Here is a 19,005-nt window from a genome sequence, read left to right as displayed (position 1 = left end):
GTACCAGGAAGCTTTGCATTGTGCGGCCTCGCAGCGGCCAAAATGGGGAATGAAATTCCCTGTGCAAAACCAATCCGCGCGGGCCGAGCGCCGGGCCGCTCCCAAGCCGGCCCGCATCCCCTCGGGGGATCGTCCGACGTACTCGCCGGACGGGGGGTGCCAATGAGCAACGACTTCGTGGCGTGGTGCCGGGAATTGCTGTCGCCGCTGGGCACGGTGCGCAGCCGCCGCATGTTCGGCGGCCACGGCTTTTATGTCGACGACCTGTTCCTTGCGCTGATCTTCGATGAGCGCCTGTACCTGAAGGTCGACGACGAAACCCGCGCGAGCTTCGAGGCCCAGGGCTGCACGCCCTTCACCTACAGCGTGCGCGACGGCGGCCAGCATTCGCTGAGCTACTTCACCGCGCCGGATGACGCGATGGACTCTCCCACTCAGATGCTGCCGTGGGCCCGGCTGGCGTTTGCCTCGGCGCTGCGCGCCAGGGCCAGCAAACCGCCAGCCAGGAAACGCGCACCGGCCGCCACGCCGAGCCCGGCATCGGCACGCAAACGCGCCAAGGGCTGAAGCGCAGGCTGGGCTTGCCAGGCGAGTTGTGCTTGCTGGCCAGCTTCCCACGGGCCGGCAGACAGCCGCTCGCCGCGCTGCACATGCAATGTTTCGCCGGCCTGCAGCACATGGTCGGACAGATCGCCCGCACGGGTGATCCAAACCTGGCCTTGCAGCACCTTGAGGTCGCCGGCACGCGGGGCGCGCCAGGCTTGGGCTTGGCGCAGGGTCATCGCTTGAGAGACTTGAACTTGCATGGTGAGGCTCCTTAAAGCTCGCGGGATCATTGCGTTCTTGCATCAGTGCGGAGGAAGAAGCTCACCGCTGCATGGCCTGAATCATCGGCGTGTGGGCGGTAAAACTCCAATGAGACTTGGCGCAGCGATTGATACCATCCGCGCATGAATACGCCGCTTTCCGGTGCACGCCAGCGCCCGCTCTCGCTGGACGGCCTGCGCAGCTTCGAGGCCGTCGCCCGGCTGCTGAGCTTCAGCGCCGCGGCCGAGGAAATGCATGTCACGCAGCCGGCCATCAGCCGCCAGATCAAGGGCCTGGAGGAAGAACTGGGCGCCAGCCTGTTCAACCGCGGCACCCGCAAGGTCGAGCTGACCGCCGCCGGCCATGCGCTGCTGCGCAGCGTGGCCCCGCTGCTCACGCGGCTGGACACCAGCGTGCGCCAGATCCGCATGGCGCGCTCGCGCACCCAGGTCAGCCTGACGACCTTCCCTTCTTTCGCCTCGCTGTGGCTGATGCCGCGGCTGGTCAACTTCGAGCGCCAGCACCCGAAGCTGGACATCCGCATCTCGGCCACCGACCGGCTGGTGGAAGTGGACGACGCCGAACTGGACCTGGCACTGCGCAGCTGCATGCCAGACAAGGCCCCCGGCGGCGCCATCCGGTTGTTCGACGAGGTCCTCACCCCCGTCGTCGGTGCACGCCTGGCCGACGCCATTGCCCGCGGCGAAGCCCCGCCGCTGCGCACCCCTGCCGACATGAGCGAGCACACCCTGCTGGAGATGGACGACGGCACCGCACAGGCCACCGCAATGGCCTGGCCCACCTGGCTGGAAGCCAAAGGCCTGGGCCGGCTGCAGCCGCGCCGCTGGATCAGCGTCAATTTCACGCACCAGCAGATGCAGGCCGCGCTGGCCGGCCAGGGCGTGGCGCTGGCCCGGCTGCCGATGGTGCACGACGCACTGGCCCGCGGCGAGATCGTCGAGCCCTTCGGCGAAACCGGCCGACTCGCCTCACCCTACAGCTACTGGCTGGTCCCGCTGGGCGCCAACCCGGCCGAGCGGCCCGAACTGCAGGCCTTCACCGCCTGGCTGCTGGCGCAGTCCAAAGAGACATGTGACGCAGTGGGTTGCAGCGGCCGTGACATACGATGAGGCCATGCAGCTCTACATCGGCAACAAGAACTACTCGTCCTGGTCCATGCGCCCGTGGGTGCTGATGCGCCACTTCGGCATCCCGTTCGACGAGGTCATGGTGCGATTCGACAGCTTCGAGGCCGACTCCGCCTTCAAGGCCACTGTCAATGCGGTGGCACCCACCGGCAAGGTGCCGCTGCTGGTCGACGAAGGCTTCGCCGTGTGGGACACGCTGGCCATCGCCGAATACCTGGCCGAAAAGTTTCCCAACCTGCCGCTGTGGCCGGTGGACCAGCGCCAGCGCGCCCGCGCCCGCAGCCTCTGCGCCGAGATGCATTCCGGCTTCGGTCACCTGCGCAACCATTGCTCGCAGAACCTCGAAGCCTCGCTGCCCGAAGTCGGCGCCAGGCTGATGGCAGAACAACCCGGCGTCGTGTCAGACCTGCAGCGCCTGCAGGCCATGTGGACCGAAGCCCTGGCGCAATCCGGCGGCCCCTTCCTGTTCGGCAGCTTCGGCATCACCGACGCCTACTTCGCCCCGGCCGTCGGCCGCATCCGCACCTACGCGCTGCCCGTCTCCGACATCGTTGCCGAGTACATCGCCAACGTGTGGGAGACGCCGGGTGTCGCGGCGTTTGTGGGTGAAGCGCTGGCGGAGAAGGACTTCCGGGAATTCGAAGAGCCGTATCGGAAGTCTGCGGCGGGTTGATTTCAGGTTTTCGCAACCAACGCGGCACGCAGGCGCCCCGGTGCCATGCCGTAGTGCTGCTGGAACAAGCGGATGAAATGCGCCGAGTCGGCGAAGCCGCTGTCGGCCGCAATCACGCTGATGGCCGCGTCCGTCGTGGTCAACAACCAGCGGCCGAACTTCAGGCGCGAGCGGCGGTAGAACTCCGCGGGTGACAGGCCCGTCTCGGCGGCAAACACCCGCTCCAGCTGGCGCCGGTTGCAGTCCACCAGCCGCGCGATCACGCCGATTTCCAGCGGCGTGGCGATGTTCTTTTCCATCAGCAGGATGGCCTGGCGCAGCTTGTCGTTTTCGGCGCCGGCGTAGCCGAGCGCGTGGCGGCGGGCGACGTGGGAGCTGGCGGCGCGGCGCGAGACCGTCATCTGGTGAACGACCTTGGCGGCACGGTCGGCGCCGCAGTGGCGGCGCACCAGCTCGGTGGCCAGCTCGATGATGGACACGCCGCCGGCACAGGTGATGCGAGAGCCGTCGAAGAGGTAGTCGCCGTGCGTGCTGTGCGGCAGCGCGGGGAACAGGCGCTGCCAGTCGGCCACGTGGAACGGGTGCACGCAGGCGGTGTGGCCATCCATCAGGCCGTGGTGCGCGAGCACGAAGCTGCCGGTGCAGATGCCCAGCAGCGGCACGCCCGAGGCCGCGGCCTGCTTCAGGAAGCGGACCTGGCGGCGGTCGGCCTTGTCCAACTGCGGCAGCAGGCCGCCGATCACCGCGATGTAGTCGAAGGTGGCGTCCGAGCCCAGCGACTGCTGCACCGGCACCTCGATGCCGCAGCTGGCCGCAATGCGCTCGCCCGGCGTGCCCAGCACTGTCCAGCTGCAGCGCAGTTGCTGGCTCTGGTCGCCGATGTCGGCGGCGTGGCGCAATGCGTCGCAGAGGCCGGCCAGCGACAGCAGCGGGAACTGCGGCCACAGCAGGATGCCGATGCGCAGCTCGACGCCGCCCGCGGCGGGCGCGTCCAGTCGCGCAACCAGCGCGTCGGCGCCGGTGTCGGGCGCAGTTTTCACGGTTCGGGAGGCTTGTCGCATGCGTTCAATTCGGGGGGCTGCGCCTTCAATGCAAGAAGCAGGCGCGTTCCTAAAGTCGGCTTCGTCCACCCCACCAGTTTGTTCCCGAAGGAGTTGCCGATGAACCCGTTGTTGCCCCTGTTGCGCCGCCTGCTGCCTGCTGCACTGCTGTTGAGTGGCGCTTGCGCCTTTGCGCAAACGCTCGCCACCGTCGAGCCCGGCACGCTGACGATTGCCTTCACCGGTGACATGCCCGGCACCGGCTGGCAGGACGGCAAGATGATCGGCTACGACGGCGAGGTGCTGCAGCACGTGGCCGACACGCTGAAGCTGAAGGTCAAGCCTGCGCTGATGGAATGGTCCGGCACGATTGCCTCGGTGCAGGCCAGGCGCGTGGACCTGATGGCCGGCACCATGGGCTGGACCGAGCAGCGCTCGAAGATCATGCTGCTGAGTGACCCGATCCACTACTTCAAGAACGGCATCACGCAAGTCGACAAGACCAGCTGGACCACGCTGAAGGACCTGGAGAAGAAGAAGGTCGGCACCATCACCGGCTTCTCGTTCATCCCCGAGCTGCGCAAGATCCCCGGGCTGGAACTGTCGCTCTACGACACCTCCGACGCCGCGGTGCGCGACATGCTGGCCGGCCGCATCGACGCGGTGATCGGCGACCCGCCGGTGATGCAGTACGCCATCTCGCGCAACCCGCAATGGCACCTGCGCTTCAACGCCTTCACCGACAACAACCCCGACTTCCCGCTGCTGACCGGCCTGGGCCAGGTCGTGATCGGCCTGAACAAGGATTCGCCCGAGCTGCTGGCGGCCGTCAACGCCGAGATAGCCAAGCTCTGGCAGGGCTGTGAGCTGAAGAAGATCGGCACGCGCTACGGCCTGGTGCAGGACGTCTGGTACATGCCGATCGGCAAGAACTTCCGCGCCGGCGTGGACCGCCCGGCCAGCTGGGCACTGCCCAGCTGCAAGTAAGCCCTGCCGCCGAAAGCTGTCGCCATGAATACCACCGCTCCCCCGCTGCTGCAGGTGCGTGACCTGCACAAGCGCTACGGCCCGCTGGAGGTGCTCAAGGGCATTTCCTTCGACCTGCACAAGGGCGAAACCCTGTCGCTGATCGGGCCCAGCGGCTCGGGCAAGTCCACCTGCCTGCGCTGCCTGAACTTCCTGGAGCGGCCCGACAGCGGCTCGGTGACGCTGGGCCACCAGCGCATCGGCCAGCGCCAGGGCGGCAACGGCCAGCGGCGCTTCATGACCGACAGCGAACTGGCGCCGCAGCGCGCCGGCATCGCGATGGTGTTCCAGCTGTTCTACCTCTGGCCCCACCTCACGGTGCGCGACAACGTGGCGCTGGCCCCGATGAAGGCCATGGGCCTCAGCCGTGCCGAAGCCCACGAATTGGCCGACGCGATGCTGGCCAAGGTGCACCTGCACCACAAGGCCAGCGAATACCCGGAGCGGCTCTCCGGTGGCCAGCAGCAGCGCGTGGCGATTGCCCGTGCGCTGGCCCAGCAGCCGCAGCTGATCCTGTTCGACGAACCCACCTCGGCGCTGGACCCGGAGCTGGTCGGCGAGGTGCTGAACGTGATCCACGAACTGGCCGACGAAGGCCGCTCGATGATCCTGGTGACGCACGAGATCCGCTTCGCCCGCGAGACGGCCGACCGGGTCATCTTCATGGAAGGCGGCCACATCGTCGAACAAGGCAGCGCGGCCGAGCTGATCGACCGGCCGCAGGCGGCGCGCACGCGGCAGTTCCTGGGCCAGATGCTGACTGCAGCATGAACACCCTCGACGTGCTCCCGTCCATCCTCGCCACGCTGGCGGCCGGCGCCTGGACCGCCGCGCGCATTGCCGCCGGCGCATTGCTGATCGCGCTGGCCGGTGGCCTCGCGCTGGCGCTGCTGGTGCATGCCAGCAGCGGTGGCTCGCCGGCCGGCCGGCTGCTGCGCGGCCTGATCGCCGCCCTGATTGAATGGGCGCGCAACGTGCCGGCGCTGGCCCACCTGTTCCTGTTGTACTTCGGCCTGGCCTCGGTCGGCCTGCGGCTGTCGCCGATCAGCGCGGCCATGCTCGGCCTGGGCGGCATTGGCGCGGCCACGCTGTGCGACGTGTTTGTCGCCGCGCTGAAGTCGCTGCACGTCGGCCAGCGCGAAGCAGCCCTGGCCGCGGGGCTCACGCCCTGGCAGACGCTGCGCTTCGTGCTGCTGCCGCAGATGCTGCGGCTGGTGATGCCGGCGCTGGCCAACTTCGCCAGCCAGCTGCTGAAGGACACCTCGCTGGCCTCGGCGATTGCCGCACCCGAGATCATGTTCTTCGCCCGCCAGCTGGTCACCAGCACCTTCCAGACGCCGCTGATCTACGCCAGCGCGCTGGCGCTGTACGCCGCGATGCTGCTGCCGCTGGGCTGGGCCCTGTCCCGCTTCGAAACCCGGCTCACCCGCGGCCGGCTGGAGGCCACGCCATGACCGAATTCTTCGCGCTGTATGCCGACCAGCTGGCCGACTGGTTGCCCCGGCTGCGCCAGGCCGCGCTGCTGACCATCGCGCTGTCGCTGCTGGGCTTTGTGCTGGCGCTGCTGCTGGGTGCCGGCTGGGTTGCGATGCAGCGCAGCGGTCGCCCGTGGCCGCGCCGCGTGGCGCAGGCCGCCATCCAGGGCCTGCGCACCGTGCCGCTGCTGGCCTTGCTGCTGGCGCTGTATTTCGCGCTGCCGGCGCTGGGCCTGCGGCTTTCGGGCTTCTGGGCCGGCCTGCTGGGCCTGGGCCTGCATGGCTCGGCGTATGTGGCCGAGTTGCTGCGCGGCGGTCTTTCCTCCGTTCATCGCGGCCAGCGGGAAGCCGCGTTGGCGGCAGGGCTCACACCGCTGCAGGCCCTGCGCCATGTTGTCCTGCCGCAAGCCCTGCGCGTGATGCTGCCGCCGCTGCTGAACAGCTACGTGGCGCTGCTCAAGGACAGCTCGCTGTGCGCGCTGATTGCCACCGACGAGCTGATGCTCACCGCCCGCGCCATTGCCAGCGAATCCTTCCTGCCGCTGCACATCTTCCTGCTGGTCGGCGCCTTCTACTTCGCCATCGCCTTCCCGCTGTCCATGGCTTCTCGGCTGCTGCAGCTGCGGCTGTCTCGCGGCCGGCGCGGTCTCGGTGCAACATGACGTCTCCCATGCAACCCATCCCGGTTCAAGCCTCCATCGCCCAGCTCTCGGCCGCGCTGCGCGCCGGCCTGCTCACCAGCGAACAACTGGTGCAGGCCCAGCTCGCCCGCGCCCGGCGGCTGGACGGCCAGTTGCACGCCTTCGTCGAGCTGTATGCCGACGAGGCGCTGGCCAGCGCGCGTGCGCTGGACGCGCTGCGCCGCGCCGGCACCACGCTGGGCCCGCTGCACGGCGTGACGGTCGCGGTGAAGGACTTGTTCGAGATCGAAGGGCGCTGCATCACCGGTGGCGCCAGCGCGCTGCCGGCCCGCCGCTCCACGCTGGACGCAACGGTGGTGCGCCGGCTGCGCGCCGCCGGCGCGCTGCTGATCGGCAAGACCCACACCGTCGAACATGCGTTTGGCGGCTGGGGCACGAATGCCACGATGGGCACGCCGTGGAACCCCTGGGACCTGGCGACGCACCGCGTGCCTGGCGGCTCCAGCAGCGGCTCGGCCGTCGCCGTCGCGGCCGGCATGGCCAGCGCCGCGCTGGGCACGGACACAGGCGGCTCGGTGCGCATTCCCGCCGGCCTGTGCGGCCTCACCGGCCTGAAGACCACGCACGGCCTGATCAGCCGCCACGGCCTGCTCGAACTCTGCCCCACGCACGACACCATCGGCCCGCTGGCGCGCAGCGCAGAAGACGCCGCGCTGCTGCTGGACGCGATGGCCGGCCCGGACCCGGCCGACCCGGTCTCGCGCCTGTCGCCGGTGCGCCGCGTGGCAGGCGAGCAGTTGCAGCGACCGGTGGCCGGCCTGCGCGCCTGGGTGCTGCCGGCAGCGGAGCGTGACCACGTTGCGCCCGAGGTGCTGGCGGCTTACGACACGGCGCTGCAGGCCTTCCAGCGCCTGGGCCTGCAACTGGTGGAACGCGCCTTGCCGCAGCCGCTGGCCGAAGCGATGGCGCTGGCCGGCGAGCTGATGAGCGCCGAAGGTTATGCGCAGCTCGGCCCGCTGTACGAACGCGAAGACCTGAACTGGGACCCGCACGTGCGCCGCCGCATCCTGCTCGGCCGCCAGACCAGCGCGGCGCGCTACCAGCAGCTGTTGAAGGCCCGCGCCGGTGCGATGGCCGCGATGACGGCGGCGATGGACGGCCTCGACGTCTGCCTGTTCCCCACCAACGCGATCAGCGCGATTCCGGTGGCCGAGGTGGACGAACTCGCCACGCCGCTGTCGCGCCTGGGCCGCTTCGTCAACTGGCTGGACCTGTGCGCGGTGGCACTGCCGGTGGGCCTCTCGCCACAAGGGCTGCCGGTCTCGCTGCAGGTGATTGGCCGGCCGCTGGCCGAACCGCTGATCCTGCGCGTGGGCCACGTGTTCCAGCAGGCGACCGAATGGCACCTCGCCGTGCCGCCGGGGCTGCAGGAGGCCGCCGCATGAAGGTCGGGGTGATCGGTGCCGGCCTGATCGGCTGCGCCACGGCCTATGCGCTGGCGCGGGAAGGCCACGAGGTGCTGCTGCTGGACGCCGCCAGCGGCCCCGGCCAGGCGGCCAGCCGGGCCAATGGCGCGCAGCTGAGCTACAGCTACGTCGAGCCGCTGGCCTCGCCCGGCACGCTGCGCGGCCTGCCCAGGCTGCTGCTGGACCCGGCCTCGCCGCTGCGCGTGCGCCCGGTGGCCGACTGGCGGCAATGGGCCTGGGGCCTGCAGTTCCTCGCCGCCTGCACCACCGCGCAGGTGCAGCGCGGCACCATCGAGCTGCTGGCGCTGGCGCGCACCAGCCGGCGGGTGCTGGAAGCCTGGCTTGCCGAGGAAAACTGGGACATCGCGTTTGCCCGCAACGGCAAGCTGGTGCTGTGCGGCAGCGAAGCCAGCCTGGCGGCGCAGCGTCGGCAAATTGACTTCCAGGTCCGCCATGGCGCCGCGCCGCAGCAGGTGCTGACGGCAGGCGAATGCATCGCCCGCGAACCGGCGCTGGCCGGCCAGGCCGGGCGCATCGCCGGCGGCGTGTGGACCGAAAGCGAATGCGTGGCCGATCCGTTTGCGCTGTGCCGCGCGTTGCTGGCCGGGCTGTTGCGGCACGGCGGGCAGGCACGCTTCCACTGCACCGTCAGCGGTTTTGTCAGCTCGGGCCGCCAAGTGCGGGCGGTGCGCAGCTCACTTGGCGAGATCGAGGCGGACCAATGGGTGCTGGCCGCCGGCAGCCAGAGCGCACGCCTGGCCGCGCCGCTGGGCCTGCGCCTGCCGGTGTGGCCGCTGAAGGGCTACAGCCTGACGCTGCCGCTGCGGCGGCCCGAGCGGGCGCCGCGAGTGAGTGTGACCGACCTGTCGCGCAAGACGGTGTTTGCGCCGCTGGCCGGGCAGCTGCGCGTGGCGGCAATGGCCGAGCTGGGCGGCCATGATCTGGCCATTCCGCCGCAGCGCGTGGCGCAGATGAAGGCCTCGGTCGAGGCGCTGTTCCCCGGCGCCTGCGACCTGGACAAGCCGTGCCCCTGGGCCGGCCTGCGCCCGGCCACGCCCACCGGGCTGCCGCTGATCGGCCCGGCGCAAGGATGGGACAACCTGCTGCTGAACGCCGGCCACGGCGCGCTGGGACTGACGCTGGCGGCTGGCAGCGCGGCCCGCGTCGCCGGGCTGTTGAAACTGCCCTGAAGCCCCTGCGCCACGCCTGCCGAAGCGAGGGCTCGCCGACCCCCTGCGGTACAGTGCCCGCACGATGCTTCGCGCCCTGTCCAGCCTGTTCCGAACCGCTCATTCCCGCGCAGCTTCGCGCCCCTGGTCGAAGCTGCTGCTGATCGCCGCAAGCACCGTGGCGGCACTGGCCGGCCCTGCTGCCGCCCAGGACCGCGACGACGCCATTCGCCAGGCCCGCGATGCCTTTGTGAAGCGCGACCGGCTCAAGCTCGCCACGTTGCGCCAGCAGGTGCTGGACAGCCGCCACCCGCTGGCGCCCTGGGTCGACTACTGGGAGCTGACCGCCCGGCTGTACGAAGTGCGCGTGGACGAGGTCGAGGCCTTCTACGCGCGCTGGCCCGGCAGCTATGTGGAAGACCGGCTGCGCAACGACTGGCTGCTGGAGCTTGGCCGTCGCCGCGACTGGGCCAACTTCACCCGTGACCAGCCGCGCTTTCGCATGAACGACGACCGCGAGGTCACCTGCTACACGCTGCTGGCCGAACAGGTGGCCGGCCGCGACACGCGCGACGGCGCCAAGCGCGCCTGGATGGCCCAGCCCAGCCCCGACGAAGGCTGCCAGGCCCTGGCGCAGACGCTGATGGACGCCAAGCTGCTCGGCAGCGACGACGCGTGGCGCAAGCTGCGCCACGCGGTGGAGCACAACCGCCAGAAGCTGGCCCGCAACACCGCCAACCTGCTGGGCGACGACGTGGCCAAGCCGCTGGGCGAGATCTTCGACAACCCGGCCAAGTACCTGGCCAAAAAGGCCAGCGCGCGCAATGCCACGCATGCCTGGCTGAGCGCGCTGGCCATCGCCCGCCTGGCATCTGGCGACGTGGACGTGGCGGCCAAGCAGCTCAACGAACGCTGGGGCACGATGCTGCCGCCCGAACAGGCCGCCTGGGCCTGGGCCATCGTCGCCCGGCAAGGGGCACTGGGCCTTCACCCGGACAGCCTGGACTGGCAGAAGAAGGCCTGGTCGCTGCTGAAAAAACGCGAGGCCGAGCGCCCGGACTGGAGCGACGAAACCCTGGGCTGGATGACCCGCAGCGCCTTGCGCCTGGGCCAGGGCAATGAGCGCTGGGCGCAGGCACTGCGCGACATCGAGGCGATGGGCACGACCGAGCGCAACGAGCCGGTCTGGCAGTACTGGCGGGCGCGTGCGGTGCTGGCGCTGGCCAAGCCCGGCGAGGCCGGCAATGTGGACCGGCAGGAAGCGCGCAAGCTGCTCGAAGCGCTGGCGCCGCAGTTGGGCTACTACGGCCAGCTGGCCTCGGAAGACCTGGGCGCCGTGCAGCCGCTGCCGCCGCGCCCGGCACCGCTGACCGCGCCTGAACGCCAGGCCGCGCAAAGCCACCCCGGCCTGCAGCGGGGGCTGATGGCGCTGGCCGCGGGGCTGCGCTCCGAAGGCGCTCGCGAATGGAATTTCTCGCTCATCGGCATGAGCGACCGCGAGCTGCTGGCCGCCTCGCAGCTGGCCTGCGAGCGCGAGGTGTGGGACCGCTGCATCAACAGCAGCGACCGCACCCGCGCCGAGTTCGACCTGAACCAGCGCTACCCGACGCCGCACCGCGAGCAACTGCTGCCGCGCGCCGCCGAGATCGGGCTGGACCCGGCCTATGCCTACGGGCTGATCCGCCAGGAGTCGCGCTTCTACGTGGATGCGCGCTCGGCGGTCGGCGCGTCCGGCCTGATGCAGGTCATGCCGTCGACCGCAAAATGGACCGCCAAGAAGATCGGCCTTGACTACCGGCCCGACATGCTGAGCGACCGCGACACCAACCTGCGCCTGGGCACCGCCTACCTGAAGCTGGCGCTGGACGACTTCGGTGGCTCGCAGACCCTGGCCGCCGCCGCTTACAACGCCGGCCCCGGCCGGCCGCGCCGCTGGCGCGATGGCCCGGTGCTGGAAGCCGCGATCTGGACCGAGAACATCCCGTTCAACGAGACCCGGGACTACGTGAAGAAGGTGCTGTCCAACGCCACCTATTACGCTGGCCTGATGAGCGGCAAACCGGCCTCGCTGAAGGCGCGCATGGGCGGCAGCATCGGCCCGCGCGACAGCAGCGTGCCGGAGCCGGCACCGGACCTGCCTTCCCGTGTGGATCCCAGCAACGAAGGTGGCATGAAATGAACCAGGTGCTGATCCTCGGCGGCAGCGGCTTTGTCGGCCGCACCCTGTGCGAACTGCTGGTGCGCAGCGACCAAGACGCCGATGCTGCCGGCGGCGGCTTCCACGAGGCCCTTGGCAACGCACTGGGCCGGCGCGACACCGCGCTGCGCCTGGTGGTGCCGACGCGCCGGCGCGTCAACGCACGCAACATCCTGCCGCTGCCGCTGGTCGACCTGCTGGAGGCCGACGTGCACGACGACGCGGCGCTGGACGGGCTGCTCCTGGGCTGCGACGCGGCCGTCAACCTGATCGCGAAGCTGCACGGCAGCGAGGCCGAGCTGGACGCCGTCAACGCCCAATTGCCGGCCCGCCTGGCCGCCGCCTGCCAGCGCATGGGAGTGAAGCGGGTGGTGCATGTCAGCGCGCTGAGCGCGGCGGCCGATGCGCCTTCGCGCTACCTGCGCAGCAAGGCCAGGGGCGAAGCGGCGCTGCAGGGCAAGGGGCTGGCGGTGACGGTCATCCGCCCTTCGGTGATCTTCGGCGACGGCGACCACATCACGCCGCTGTTCGCCTCGCTGCAGCGGCGCTTGCCGGTGCTGCCGCTGGCCGGCGCCGACGCGAAGCTGCAGCCGGTGTGGGTGGGTGACGTGGCCGCTGCCATCGCCAAGGTGCTGAGCTGGCCGGCCACGCGGACCATGCCGCCGGTCGTCGAATGCGCCGGGCCGGAGATCGTCACGCTGGCCGGGCTGGCACAGCAGGCGGGGGCGGCCGCCGGCCAGGTTCGGCCGGTGTGGCCGCTGCCGGGCCCGCTGGCCACGCTGCAGGCGCTGCTGATGGAGTTGGCGCCCGGCGAGCCGCTGCTGAGCCGCGACAACCTGGCCAGCCTGACCGTGCCCAGCGTCGCCAGCCCGGCCAGCGCAGGCATTGCCAACCTGGCAACGCTGGGCATCCGGCCGCAGCCGATGTCGGCCGTACTGCCGGCCACGCTGGGCCGCGACCAGCGCTGCGGCCGGCTGGACCGCTGGCGCGCGCGCCACCGCTGAGAACGCAGGCCGTGGCGATCAAAGCCTATGTGGTCGGCGGCGCGGTGCGCGATGCGCTGCTGCAGCGGCCAGTCAATGACCACGACTGGGTCGTCGTCGGCGCGGCGCCGGAGGAGATGATCGCCGCCGGTTTCACGCCCGTCGGCGCCGACTTCCCGGTCTTCCTGCACCCCGAGACGCATGAGGAATACGCGCTGGCCCGCACCGAGCGCAAGACAGCGCCGGGCTACAAGGGCTTTGTGTTCCACACCTCGCCCGAGGTCACGCTGGCCGAGGACCTGGCCCGCCGCGACCTGACGATCAACGCAATGGCGCGCGACGACGACGGCGCGCTGGTCGACCCGTTCAACGGCCGGCGCGACCTGCAGCAGCGCGTGCTGCGCCACGTCGGCGAGGCCTTTGCCGAAGACCCCGTGCGCATCCTGCGCCTGGCCCGCTTCGCCGCCCGTTTCGACGACTTCACCGTCGCCCCCGAGACCGAGGCGCTGATGCAGCAGATGGTGGCGGCCGGCGAGGTGGATGCGCTGGTGCCCGAGCGCGTCTGGCAAGAGGTCTCACGCGGGCTGATGGAAGCAACGCCCAGCCGCATGTTCGAGGTGCTGCGCCGCTGCGGCGCGCTGGCGCGGCTGATGCCCGAGCTGGACCGGCTGTGGGGCGTGCCGCAGCCGCCTGCGCACCACCCCGAAGTGGACACCGGCGTGCACGTGATGCTGGTGCTGGACATGGCCGCGCAGATGGCCGCGCCGCTCACGGTGCGCTTCGCATGCCTGTGCCACGACCTGGGCAAGGGCACCACGCCACCCGAAGAGTGGCCGCGCCACCTGGCCCACGAAGCCCGCAGCGAAAACCTTGCGCGCGAACTGGCGCTGCGCCTGAAAGCGCCCACCGAGTGCAGCGAACTCGCCCAGCTGGTCGCCCGCGAGCACACCAACATCCACCGCGCCACCGAGTTCAACGCCCGCGCACTGATGCGCCTGATCGAACGCTGCGACGCCTTCCGCCGCCCGCAGCGCTTCAAGGAAGCGCTGGTCGCCTGCGAAGCCGACGCCCGCGGCCGCACCGGTTTCGAGACCCGCCCCTACCCCAGCGGCCCACGGCTGCTGGCCGCATTCGAAGCCGCCAACAGCGTGGCCACCAAGCCAGTCGCTGAAGCGGCGATGGCCAAGGGCGCCCAAGGCCCCGCGGTGGCCGCTGCCATTCGCCATGCGCGCTTGCAGGCGGTGGCGCAGGCGCTGGATGAGCGGCTCGACGATGCCTGAGGGATGCGACGGAGGTTCGGATCAGATCGCGGCTGCGCGAGGTCCGGCCTTGTTCGTCAGGCCGCGCTGGGCCACTTGATCTCGACTCGCCTGTTCTGCGCAAGGCAATCGCGAAGGTACAGGTTGATCAGGCTCTGATAAGGGACCCCGGCCTCTTCGGCCATGCCTTTGAAGTAGTCGACCACGTCCTCCGACAAGCGCATCGTGACCGGCTTCTTCAGCTTGGACGCGTATGGGTTCTTGCGGGACTTCATCTTCGAAAAATCGTATTCAGCCTTCATTTCAGCCACCTCGATAAAACGCGGCCTCGCCGCGAGTCGCCTTGCGCGCCGAGATGATGCGAATGACTTCGCCTTCGGCGCGTTCACAGTGACAAACCACAAGCAGCTTGGCGCTCAAGCTCATCCCGAGCATGATGAATCGCTCTTCGGTTGAAGAATGATCCTCATCGAAGAACTGCACCGCAAAGTCGTCGAAGAAGACCGACTTGGCCTCCTCGAAGGACACCTGATGCTTCTTGAGGTTCGCAGCTGCCTTGACTCGATCCCACTCGAAGTTCATGCATACATTGTATGTACGCGGCAGGGACGGTCAAGGCACGCTCTGTTGGAATGAATGGGGCAGCGATCGACGGTGGCGCTGCCAAGGTCGACAACCACCTCACAACACCATCATCACGCCCGACGCCACCAGGCTGAGCAGGATGCAACTCGCAAACGGCAGGAAAATTTGCCGGCCGAAGATGCGGAAGCGCACGTCGCCGGGCAGGCGGCCGAGGCCGAGTTTCTGCAGCCAGTCGCCGGCGCGGTTGAAGATCAGGCAGATCAGCAGCAGGACGATCAGCCAGCGCATGGGGTTCCCGTCATAGCCGGTGCATGCGGTCGCCGTGCGCAAAGCCCAGCGGGTTGAACTGCAGGCCGGGAGTGGCGAAGGCGATGACCTTGAACAGTTCGCCCATCTCGTGTTCGGTGACCAGCTTCTGGCCCATGGCGCGTTCGCGCAACTCGGCGCCAGCCATCATCTCGGCGATGCCGCAGTTGAAGAGGAAATGCGCCTGGCTGGTATAGCCGATCACGTCCAGCCCGGCTTGCTGGCCGGCCAGCGCAATGCCGGTGAAGTTGACGTGCGCGGTGAGGTCCTTTTCGCCCGGGTCGCCCAGCGGGTCATGGTCAACCTGGTGCAGCCGGTGCGCGATGAGCGTGCCCTGGTGGCGCTGCAGGTGGTAGTACTCGGCTTCGGGGAAGCCGTAGTCCAGGAAGAACGCCGCGCCGCGCTGCAGGTGTTCGGCCAGGCTGTGGATGAAGGCCTCGGCCTGCGGGTGGATTTCGGTGACCATGCCGGGCAGCACGGGGCCGCCTTCCACGTCGATGAAGGGAATCGTCAGCTCGCTGGGCCGGTCGGCGAAAACCAGCTCGCCGGCTTCGCCCAGCACCACACCGCGCTCGTGCCAGCCGCCCTCGGGCTGGCGCACCAGCAGTTGCACCGGCATCGCGTCCAGCACCTCGTTGCCGACCACCACGCCCTGCATCGCGGCCGGCCATTCGCTGGCCCATGAGACCCGCTCGCCAAAGCGCGCGAGGCGCAGGGCTTGGCGGGCGCGCAGCGTGCCGCTGAGGTCGATGATGGTGTAGCGAGTGAGCGGCTGGCCCAGCGCGTCCAGTGCGCTGATCAACTGCTCGGCCAGCGCGCCGGAACCGGCGCCGAATTCAAAGATTTCCGTCGTGCCGCTTTCGCGCAGCGCCTGCGCGACCTGCACCGCAAGCGCCTGACCGAACAGCGGCGTGAGCTCCGGGGCGGTGACAAAGTCGCTGCCGCTTTGCGGCATCAGGCCGAACTTGCGGCTGCTGTTGGCGTAATAGCCCAGGCCGGGCTGGTACAAGGCCATGGCCATGAAACGGTCAAACGGCAGCCAGCCGCCGTTGACGGTGATGGCTTCGGCGATCAGCGTGCGCAAGTCGGCAGACGCAGCGCCGGGCAAGGCCTCACCCGGCCGCTGTTCCGGCGGCACCGATACACTGTCGGGTTGGCTTTTTCGCATCGCGAGATTGTAGGTTCCATGGCTTCGCCCTCCTCCCTTGCCGCCTCACCGCCCGCTGGCGTACGCCCGGTTTCGCTGGTCACCGGCGGCGCGCGGCGCATTGGCCGCGAGATCGCGCTGCACCTGGCGCGCCACGGGCACGACCTGGCGCTGCACTGTCGGCAATGGGATGACGAGGCCGACACGACCGCGGCCGAGTTGCGGATGCTGGGCGCACGGGTGGCCGTGCTGCAGGCCGAGCTCGGGGACGAGGCCGAATGCCGGGCGCTGGTGCCCGCCGCGGTGGCCGGCCTGGGCCGGCTGGACACGGTGGTCAACAACGCGTCGCTGTTCGAATACGACGATGCGGCCAGCGCCGGCACCGAGGCGATGGCGCGCCACTGGGCCGCGAACACGGCAGCCCCGGTGCAGCTGGCGCAGGCACTGGCTGCGCATGTGAGCGAGCGCGCAGCGACCGACACCGCCGCAAACGGCTGCGTGGTCAACCTGCTGGACCAGAAGCTCTGGAACCCGAACCCGGACTATTTTTCGTACACGCTGAGCAAGGCTGCGCTGCGCGAGGCCACGGTGCTGCTGGCCCAGGCGCTGGCGCCTCGCGTGCGGGTGGTCGGCGTGGCGCCAGGCGTCACGCTGGCGTCCGGCCCGATGACCGAGGCGGAGCTGGCACAGGCCAGCCGCATGACCCCGCTGCAGCGCTCGTCCAGCCCGGCCGACATTGCGCGTGCGGTGCTGTTCCTGATCGAGTCGCCCGCCATCACGGGCACCACGCTGCTGGTGGACGGTGGCCAGCACCTGAGCGCACAGTCGCGTGACGTGCTGTTCCTGGCGCAGGCCCAGGCCGCCGCCGCCGCCCTTCCCGCTTCTTCTTCGCAAAGCTGATCGCCATGTCGACCACTGCCCTGCTTCATCCGCGCCTGGCCGATTGCCGCCGGCTGTTCCTGCGCAACTACGAGGTGTGGATCAACATCGGCGTGCACGACTTCGAGAAGAAGGGCGAGCAGCGGGTGCTGTTCAACATTGAACTGTTCGTGCCGCTGGCCATGTCCACGCCCAAGGCCGACGAGTTGCACGAGGTGCTGGACTACGACTTCATGCGCCGCAGCATCGCGCAGCGGGTTTCGCTGGGCCACATCCATCTGCAGGAAACCTTGTGCGACGAGGTGCTGGCGCTGATGCTGGCCCACCCCAGCGTGCGCGCCGCGCGGGTCTCGACCGAGAAGCCCGATGTCTACCCGGACTGCGACGCGGTGGGCGTCGAAGTCTTCGGCCTGAAGGATTGAGCCGCCATGAACGCTTCCACTGACACCGAGGGCCTGCGCGCCGCCGAAGCCTTTGCCGCCGAGACGGCGGAAGCAGCCGAGGCCAACAAGAAGGCCAAGAAGGCCGCCTTCGAGAACAACAAGCTGAGCAAGCGGCTGCACCGCCAGGTCGGCCAGGCGATCGCCGACTTCAACATGATCGAGGACGGCGACAAGGTCATGGTCTGCCTGTCCGGCGGCAAGGACAGCTACGCGATGCTGGACATCCTGCTGAACATGCAGCAGCGCGCGCCGATCAAGTTCAGCATCGTCGCGGTGAACCTGGACCAGAAGCAGCCCGGCTTCCCGGAAGACGTGCTGCCGACCTACTTGAAAAGCCGCGGCGTGGACTTCCACATCGAGGAGCAGGACACCTATTCCATCGTCACCAACCTGATCCCCGAGGGCAAGACGATGTGCAGCCTGTGCTCGCGGCTGAGGCGTGGCATCCTGTACCGCGTGGCCAAGGAGCTGGGCGCGACCAAGATCGCGCTGGGCCACCACCGCGACGACATGGTCGTGACGATGCTGATGAACATGTTCTTCGGCTCTCGCCTGAAGGGCATGCCGGCCAAGCTGGTGAGCGACAACGGCGAGCATGTGGTGATCCGCCCGCTGGCCTACGTGGCCGAGACCGACCTGGAAAGGTGGGCCGTGCACCGCGCGTTCCCCATCATCCCGTGCAGCCTGTGCGGCAGCCAGGACAACCTGCAGCGGGTGCTGATCAAGCAAATGATCCGCGACTGGGACAAGCAGTACCCGGGCCGCATCGACAACATGTTCACCGCGATGGGCAACATCTCGCTGTCTCACCTGATGGACCGCAAGCTCTACCCGTTTGCCAGCATGCGCGCCACCGGCACACCGGACCCGCAAGGCGACAAGGCCTTCGATGAGGACGAGGACTGCGGCAGCACGCCGGGCGGCACGGGCGAGGGCGCGGTCCAGACGATCAAGCTCGATTGGACCTGAGCGCGCCTTGACCGGAAACCGACAGGTGCACGGTCAGCGGAGCTCGGACCTGGCCCGTTAGCAGTTGACGGCGCGCTGCGGCTCAGCAGCGCCAACATCAAGGAGATTCCCGTGCAAGCTGTTTTCCGGATGCCACCTTCTTCCCGTCGCCGATGGCTGGGTGCCGCAGCCGCCGCCACGGCGCTGTTCACGCTGGCCGGCTGCGCCGGCTGGAACATGCTGACCAGCCAGGTCACCACCTTCGGCACTTGGCCGGCCGAGCGCAAGCCTGGCACCTTCGCCTTCGACCGGCTGCCCTCGCAGCAGGCACATGCCAAGGACCAGGATGCCGTCGAGCAGATGGCACTGCCGGGGCTGACCGCCGCCGGCTTCGTGCCCGCGGCGCCCGGCACCCAGGCCGACGTGCTGGTGCAGATCGGCGCCCGCTTCGACCGCCAGGACCGCTCGCCCTGGGACGACCCGCTGTGGGTGCGCCCGTGGGGCCCGCGCTGGGTGGGCACGCCCTGGGCCGGCCCGTACTGGCGCGACTACGCGCTGCGCAACCCGGGCTACACCCGCGAGGTCGCGGTGCTGATCCGCGACCGCAGCAGCGGCGAGGCGCTGTACGAAGCGCGAGCCTCCAGCGACGGCACCACGCAAGGCGGCACCGCCATCTTCACGGCGATGTTCAGCGCGGCAATGAAGGGCTTTCCAGCGGTGCAGAGCGAGCCGCACGATGTGACGGCCAGCCTGCCAGGCTGACGATTCGGACACCGCAGGCAACGGCGCTCTCGGGTGCCGTTTCGCTTTCCG

21 protein-coding genes and 1 pseudogene are annotated in these 19,005 nt (G+C 69.4%); 16 read left to right on the top strand and 6 right to left on the bottom strand.

Annotated elements, in window-relative coordinates; all coding sequences use genetic code 11:
- The first annotated feature begins 162 nt into the window (after window positions 1-162).
- Entirely contained in the window at window positions 163-567 is a 405-nt protein-coding gene (locus ACAH41_RS22835; protein WP_325653410.1) for a TfoX/Sxy family protein, read from the top strand.
- 59 nt (window positions 568-626) lie between these two features.
- On the opposite strand, the pseudogene ACAH41_RS22830 reads toward ACAH41_RS22835, so the two are convergent.
- Window positions 627-782 (bottom strand): annotated as a pseudogene (locus ACAH41_RS22830) (DUF2917 domain-containing protein); the annotation flags it as partial.
- Window positions 783-950: 168 nt separating this feature from the next.
- Here ACAH41_RS22830 and ACAH41_RS22825 point away from each other — a divergent pair.
- A complete protein-coding gene (locus ACAH41_RS22825) occupies window positions 951-1,937 on the top strand; it encodes a LysR substrate-binding domain-containing protein (protein ID WP_325653408.1) in 987 nt (328 codons plus the stop codon).
- 4 nt (window positions 1,938-1,941) lie between these two features.
- The gene (locus ACAH41_RS22820) at window positions 1,942-2,628 is read left to right on the top strand and encodes a glutathione S-transferase family protein (protein WP_325653407.1); all 687 of its coding nucleotides are present in this window, start codon (window positions 1,942-1,944) and stop codon (window positions 2,626-2,628) included.
- 2 nt (window positions 2,629-2,630) lie between these two features.
- Here ACAH41_RS22820 and ACAH41_RS22815 read toward each other — a convergent pair whose 3' ends face one another.
- Window positions 2,631-3,668 carry a helix-turn-helix domain-containing protein gene (locus ACAH41_RS22815; RefSeq protein ID WP_325653405.1) on the bottom strand — a complete coding sequence of 346 codons (1,038 nt, stop codon included), beginning with the start codon at window positions 3,666-3,668 and terminating at the stop codon, window positions 2,631-2,633.
- Window positions 3,669-3,788: 120 nt separating this feature from the next.
- Between ACAH41_RS22815 and ACAH41_RS22810 the strand changes: the two genes are divergently transcribed.
- The 9 genes from ACAH41_RS22810 (at window position 3,789) to ACAH41_RS22770 (ending at window position 13,905) form a co-directional block, all read left to right on the top strand.
- Entirely contained in the window at window positions 3,789-4,655 is an 867-nt protein-coding gene (locus ACAH41_RS22810; RefSeq protein ID WP_325653403.1) for an ABC transporter substrate-binding protein, read from the top strand.
- Window positions 4,656-4,679: 24 nt separating this feature from the next.
- Window positions 4,680-5,465 carry an amino acid ABC transporter ATP-binding protein gene (locus ACAH41_RS22805; protein WP_325653402.1) on the top strand — a complete coding sequence of 262 codons (786 nt, stop codon included), beginning with the start codon at window positions 4,680-4,682 and terminating at the stop codon, window positions 5,463-5,465.
- Window positions 5,462-6,148 (top strand): ABC transporter permease subunit, encoded by a 687-nt coding sequence (locus tag ACAH41_RS22800; RefSeq protein ID WP_325653401.1) that lies wholly within the window; start codon window positions 5,462-5,464, stop codon window positions 6,146-6,148. The genes ACAH41_RS22805 and ACAH41_RS22800 overlap by 4 nt, the downstream gene beginning before the upstream one ends.
- A complete protein-coding gene (locus tag ACAH41_RS22795; RefSeq protein ID WP_325653399.1) occupies window positions 6,145-6,831 on the top strand; it encodes an amino acid ABC transporter permease in 687 nt (228 codons plus the stop codon). Before ACAH41_RS22800 ends, ACAH41_RS22795 begins: the two co-directional genes overlap by 4 nt.
- An 8-nt stretch (window positions 6,832-6,839) precedes the next feature.
- Complete coding sequence (locus tag ACAH41_RS22790) at window positions 6,840-8,255, top strand: amidase (RefSeq protein ID WP_325653397.1); 1,416 nt, start codon at window positions 6,840-6,842, stop codon at window positions 8,253-8,255.
- The gene (locus tag ACAH41_RS22785) at window positions 8,252-9,466 is read left to right on the top strand and encodes a D-amino acid dehydrogenase (RefSeq protein ID WP_325653395.1); all 1,215 of its coding nucleotides are present in this window, start codon (window positions 8,252-8,254) and stop codon (window positions 9,464-9,466) included. The genes ACAH41_RS22790 and ACAH41_RS22785 overlap by 4 nt, the downstream gene beginning before the upstream one ends.
- Before the next feature lie 64 nt (window positions 9,467-9,530).
- Complete coding sequence (locus ACAH41_RS22780; protein ID WP_325653393.1) at window positions 9,531-11,624, top strand: transglycosylase SLT domain-containing protein; 2,094 nt, start codon at window positions 9,531-9,533, stop codon at window positions 11,622-11,624.
- Complete coding sequence (locus tag ACAH41_RS22775; RefSeq protein ID WP_325653391.1) at window positions 11,621-12,646, top strand: complex I NDUFA9 subunit family protein; 1,026 nt, start codon at window positions 11,621-11,623, stop codon at window positions 12,644-12,646. Before ACAH41_RS22780 ends, ACAH41_RS22775 begins: the two co-directional genes overlap by 4 nt.
- A gap of 17 nt (window positions 12,647-12,663) precedes the next feature.
- Window positions 12,664-13,905 (top strand): multifunctional CCA addition/repair protein, encoded by a 1,242-nt coding sequence (locus tag ACAH41_RS22770; RefSeq protein WP_325653732.1) that lies wholly within the window; start codon window positions 12,664-12,666, stop codon window positions 13,903-13,905.
- A gap of 56 nt (window positions 13,906-13,961) precedes the next feature.
- Here ACAH41_RS22770 and ACAH41_RS22765 read toward each other — a convergent pair whose 3' ends face one another.
- From ACAH41_RS22765 to ACAH41_RS22750, 4 genes are all read right to left on the bottom strand, one after another.
- Window positions 13,962-14,186 carry a BrnA antitoxin family protein gene (locus ACAH41_RS22765; RefSeq protein ID WP_325653389.1) on the bottom strand — a complete coding sequence of 75 codons (225 nt, stop codon included), beginning with the start codon at window positions 14,184-14,186 and terminating at the stop codon, window positions 13,962-13,964.
- Between the two features lies 1 nt (window position 14,187).
- Window positions 14,188-14,466: a BrnT family toxin gene (locus ACAH41_RS22760; RefSeq protein WP_325653387.1), complete on the bottom strand. Its 279-nt coding sequence runs from the start codon at window positions 14,464-14,466 to the stop codon at window positions 14,188-14,190.
- Window positions 14,467-14,565: 99 nt separating this feature from the next.
- Window positions 14,566-14,757, bottom strand: a complete 192-nt coding sequence (locus ACAH41_RS22755) for a DUF2905 domain-containing protein (RefSeq protein ID WP_325653385.1) — start codon at window positions 14,755-14,757, stop codon at window positions 14,566-14,568.
- A gap of 10 nt (window positions 14,758-14,767) precedes the next feature.
- Window positions 14,768-15,943, bottom strand: a complete 1,176-nt coding sequence (locus ACAH41_RS22750) for an SAM-dependent methyltransferase (RefSeq protein ID WP_325653383.1) — start codon at window positions 15,941-15,943, stop codon at window positions 14,768-14,770.
- Window positions 15,944-15,961: 18 nt separating this feature from the next.
- Between ACAH41_RS22750 and ACAH41_RS22745 the strand changes: the two genes are divergently transcribed.
- The 4 genes from ACAH41_RS22745 to ACAH41_RS22730 all read left to right on the top strand — a co-directional run bounded on the left by ACAH41_RS22745 (window position 15,962) and on the right by ACAH41_RS22730 (window position 18,954).
- Window positions 15,962-16,822, top strand: a complete 861-nt coding sequence (locus tag ACAH41_RS22745) for an SDR family oxidoreductase (RefSeq protein WP_325653381.1) — start codon at window positions 15,962-15,964, stop codon at window positions 16,820-16,822.
- 5 nt (window positions 16,823-16,827) lie between these two features.
- Window positions 16,828-17,223, top strand: a complete 396-nt coding sequence (locus ACAH41_RS22740; RefSeq protein ID WP_325653380.1) for a dihydroneopterin aldolase — start codon at window positions 16,828-16,830, stop codon at window positions 17,221-17,223.
- 6 nt (window positions 17,224-17,229) lie between these two features.
- Window positions 17,230-18,213 carry a tRNA 2-thiocytidine(32) synthetase TtcA gene (gene ttcA, locus ACAH41_RS22735; protein WP_325653378.1) on the top strand — a complete coding sequence of 328 codons (984 nt, stop codon included), beginning with the start codon at window positions 17,230-17,232 and terminating at the stop codon, window positions 18,211-18,213.
- A gap of 129 nt (window positions 18,214-18,342) precedes the next feature.
- Window positions 18,343-18,954, top strand: coding sequence for a DUF4136 domain-containing protein (locus ACAH41_RS22730; RefSeq protein ID WP_370538485.1), 612 nt, complete (start codon window positions 18,343-18,345; stop codon window positions 18,952-18,954).
- Window positions 18,955-19,005 lie beyond the last annotated feature (51 nt).

The organism is Ideonella sp., from assembly GCF_041287625.1.
Taxonomy (GTDB): domain Bacteria; phylum Pseudomonadota; class Gammaproteobacteria; order Burkholderiales; family Burkholderiaceae_C; genus Ideonella.
The sequence above is the reverse complement of the archived record's forward strand: the minus strand, read 5'-3'. Positions and strand labels throughout refer to the sequence as shown.

What these genes read in the sequence shown, in the direction of transcription:
- ACAH41_RS22835 (WP_325653410.1), top strand. Translation starts at nt 163, where the DNA reads ATGAGCAACGACTTCGTGGCGTGGTGCCGGGAATTGCTGTCGCCGCTG.
- ACAH41_RS22825 (WP_325653408.1), top strand. Translation starts at nt 951, where the DNA reads ATGAATACGCCGCTTTCCGGTGCACGCCAGCGCCCGCTCTCGCTGGAC.
- ACAH41_RS22820 (WP_325653407.1), top strand. Translation starts at nt 1,942, where the DNA reads ATGCAGCTCTACATCGGCAACAAGAACTACTCGTCCTGGTCCATGCGC.
- ACAH41_RS22810 (WP_325653403.1), top strand. Translation starts at nt 3,789, where the DNA reads ATGAACCCGTTGTTGCCCCTGTTGCGCCGCCTGCTGCCTGCTGCACTG.
- ACAH41_RS22805 (WP_325653402.1), top strand. Translation starts at nt 4,680, where the DNA reads ATGAATACCACCGCTCCCCCGCTGCTGCAGGTGCGTGACCTGCACAAG.
- ACAH41_RS22800 (WP_325653401.1), top strand. Translation starts at nt 5,462, where the DNA reads ATGAACACCCTCGACGTGCTCCCGTCCATCCTCGCCACGCTGGCGGCC.
- ACAH41_RS22795 (WP_325653399.1), top strand. Translation starts at nt 6,145, where the DNA reads ATGACCGAATTCTTCGCGCTGTATGCCGACCAGCTGGCCGACTGGTTG.
- ACAH41_RS22790 (WP_325653397.1), top strand. Translation starts at nt 6,840, where the DNA reads ATGCAACCCATCCCGGTTCAAGCCTCCATCGCCCAGCTCTCGGCCGCG.
- ACAH41_RS22785 (WP_325653395.1), top strand. Translation starts at nt 8,252, where the DNA reads ATGAAGGTCGGGGTGATCGGTGCCGGCCTGATCGGCTGCGCCACGGCC.
- ACAH41_RS22780 (WP_325653393.1), top strand. Translation starts at nt 9,531, where the DNA reads ATGCTTCGCGCCCTGTCCAGCCTGTTCCGAACCGCTCATTCCCGCGCA.
- ACAH41_RS22775 (WP_325653391.1), top strand. Translation starts at nt 11,621, where the DNA reads ATGAACCAGGTGCTGATCCTCGGCGGCAGCGGCTTTGTCGGCCGCACC.
- ACAH41_RS22765 (WP_325653389.1), bottom strand. Translation starts at nt 14,186, where the DNA reads ATGAAGGCTGAATACGATTTTTCGAAGATGAAGTCCCGCAAGAACCCA.
- ACAH41_RS22760 (WP_325653387.1), bottom strand. Translation starts at nt 14,466, where the DNA reads ATGAACTTCGAGTGGGATCGAGTCAAGGCAGCTGCGAACCTCAAGAAG.
- ACAH41_RS22755 (WP_325653385.1), bottom strand. Translation starts at nt 14,757, where the DNA reads ATGCGCTGGCTGATCGTCCTGCTGCTGATCTGCCTGATCTTCAACCGC.
- ACAH41_RS22750 (WP_325653383.1), bottom strand. Translation starts at nt 15,943, where the DNA reads ATGCGAAAAAGCCAACCCGACAGTGTATCGGTGCCGCCGGAACAGCGG.
- ACAH41_RS22745 (WP_325653381.1), top strand. Translation starts at nt 15,962, where the DNA reads ATGGCTTCGCCCTCCTCCCTTGCCGCCTCACCGCCCGCTGGCGTACGC.
- ACAH41_RS22740 (WP_325653380.1), top strand. Translation starts at nt 16,828, where the DNA reads ATGTCGACCACTGCCCTGCTTCATCCGCGCCTGGCCGATTGCCGCCGG.
- ttcA (WP_325653378.1), top strand. Translation starts at nt 17,230, where the DNA reads ATGAACGCTTCCACTGACACCGAGGGCCTGCGCGCCGCCGAAGCCTTT.
- ACAH41_RS22730 (WP_370538485.1), top strand. Translation starts at nt 18,343, where the DNA reads ATGCCACCTTCTTCCCGTCGCCGATGGCTGGGTGCCGCAGCCGCCGCC.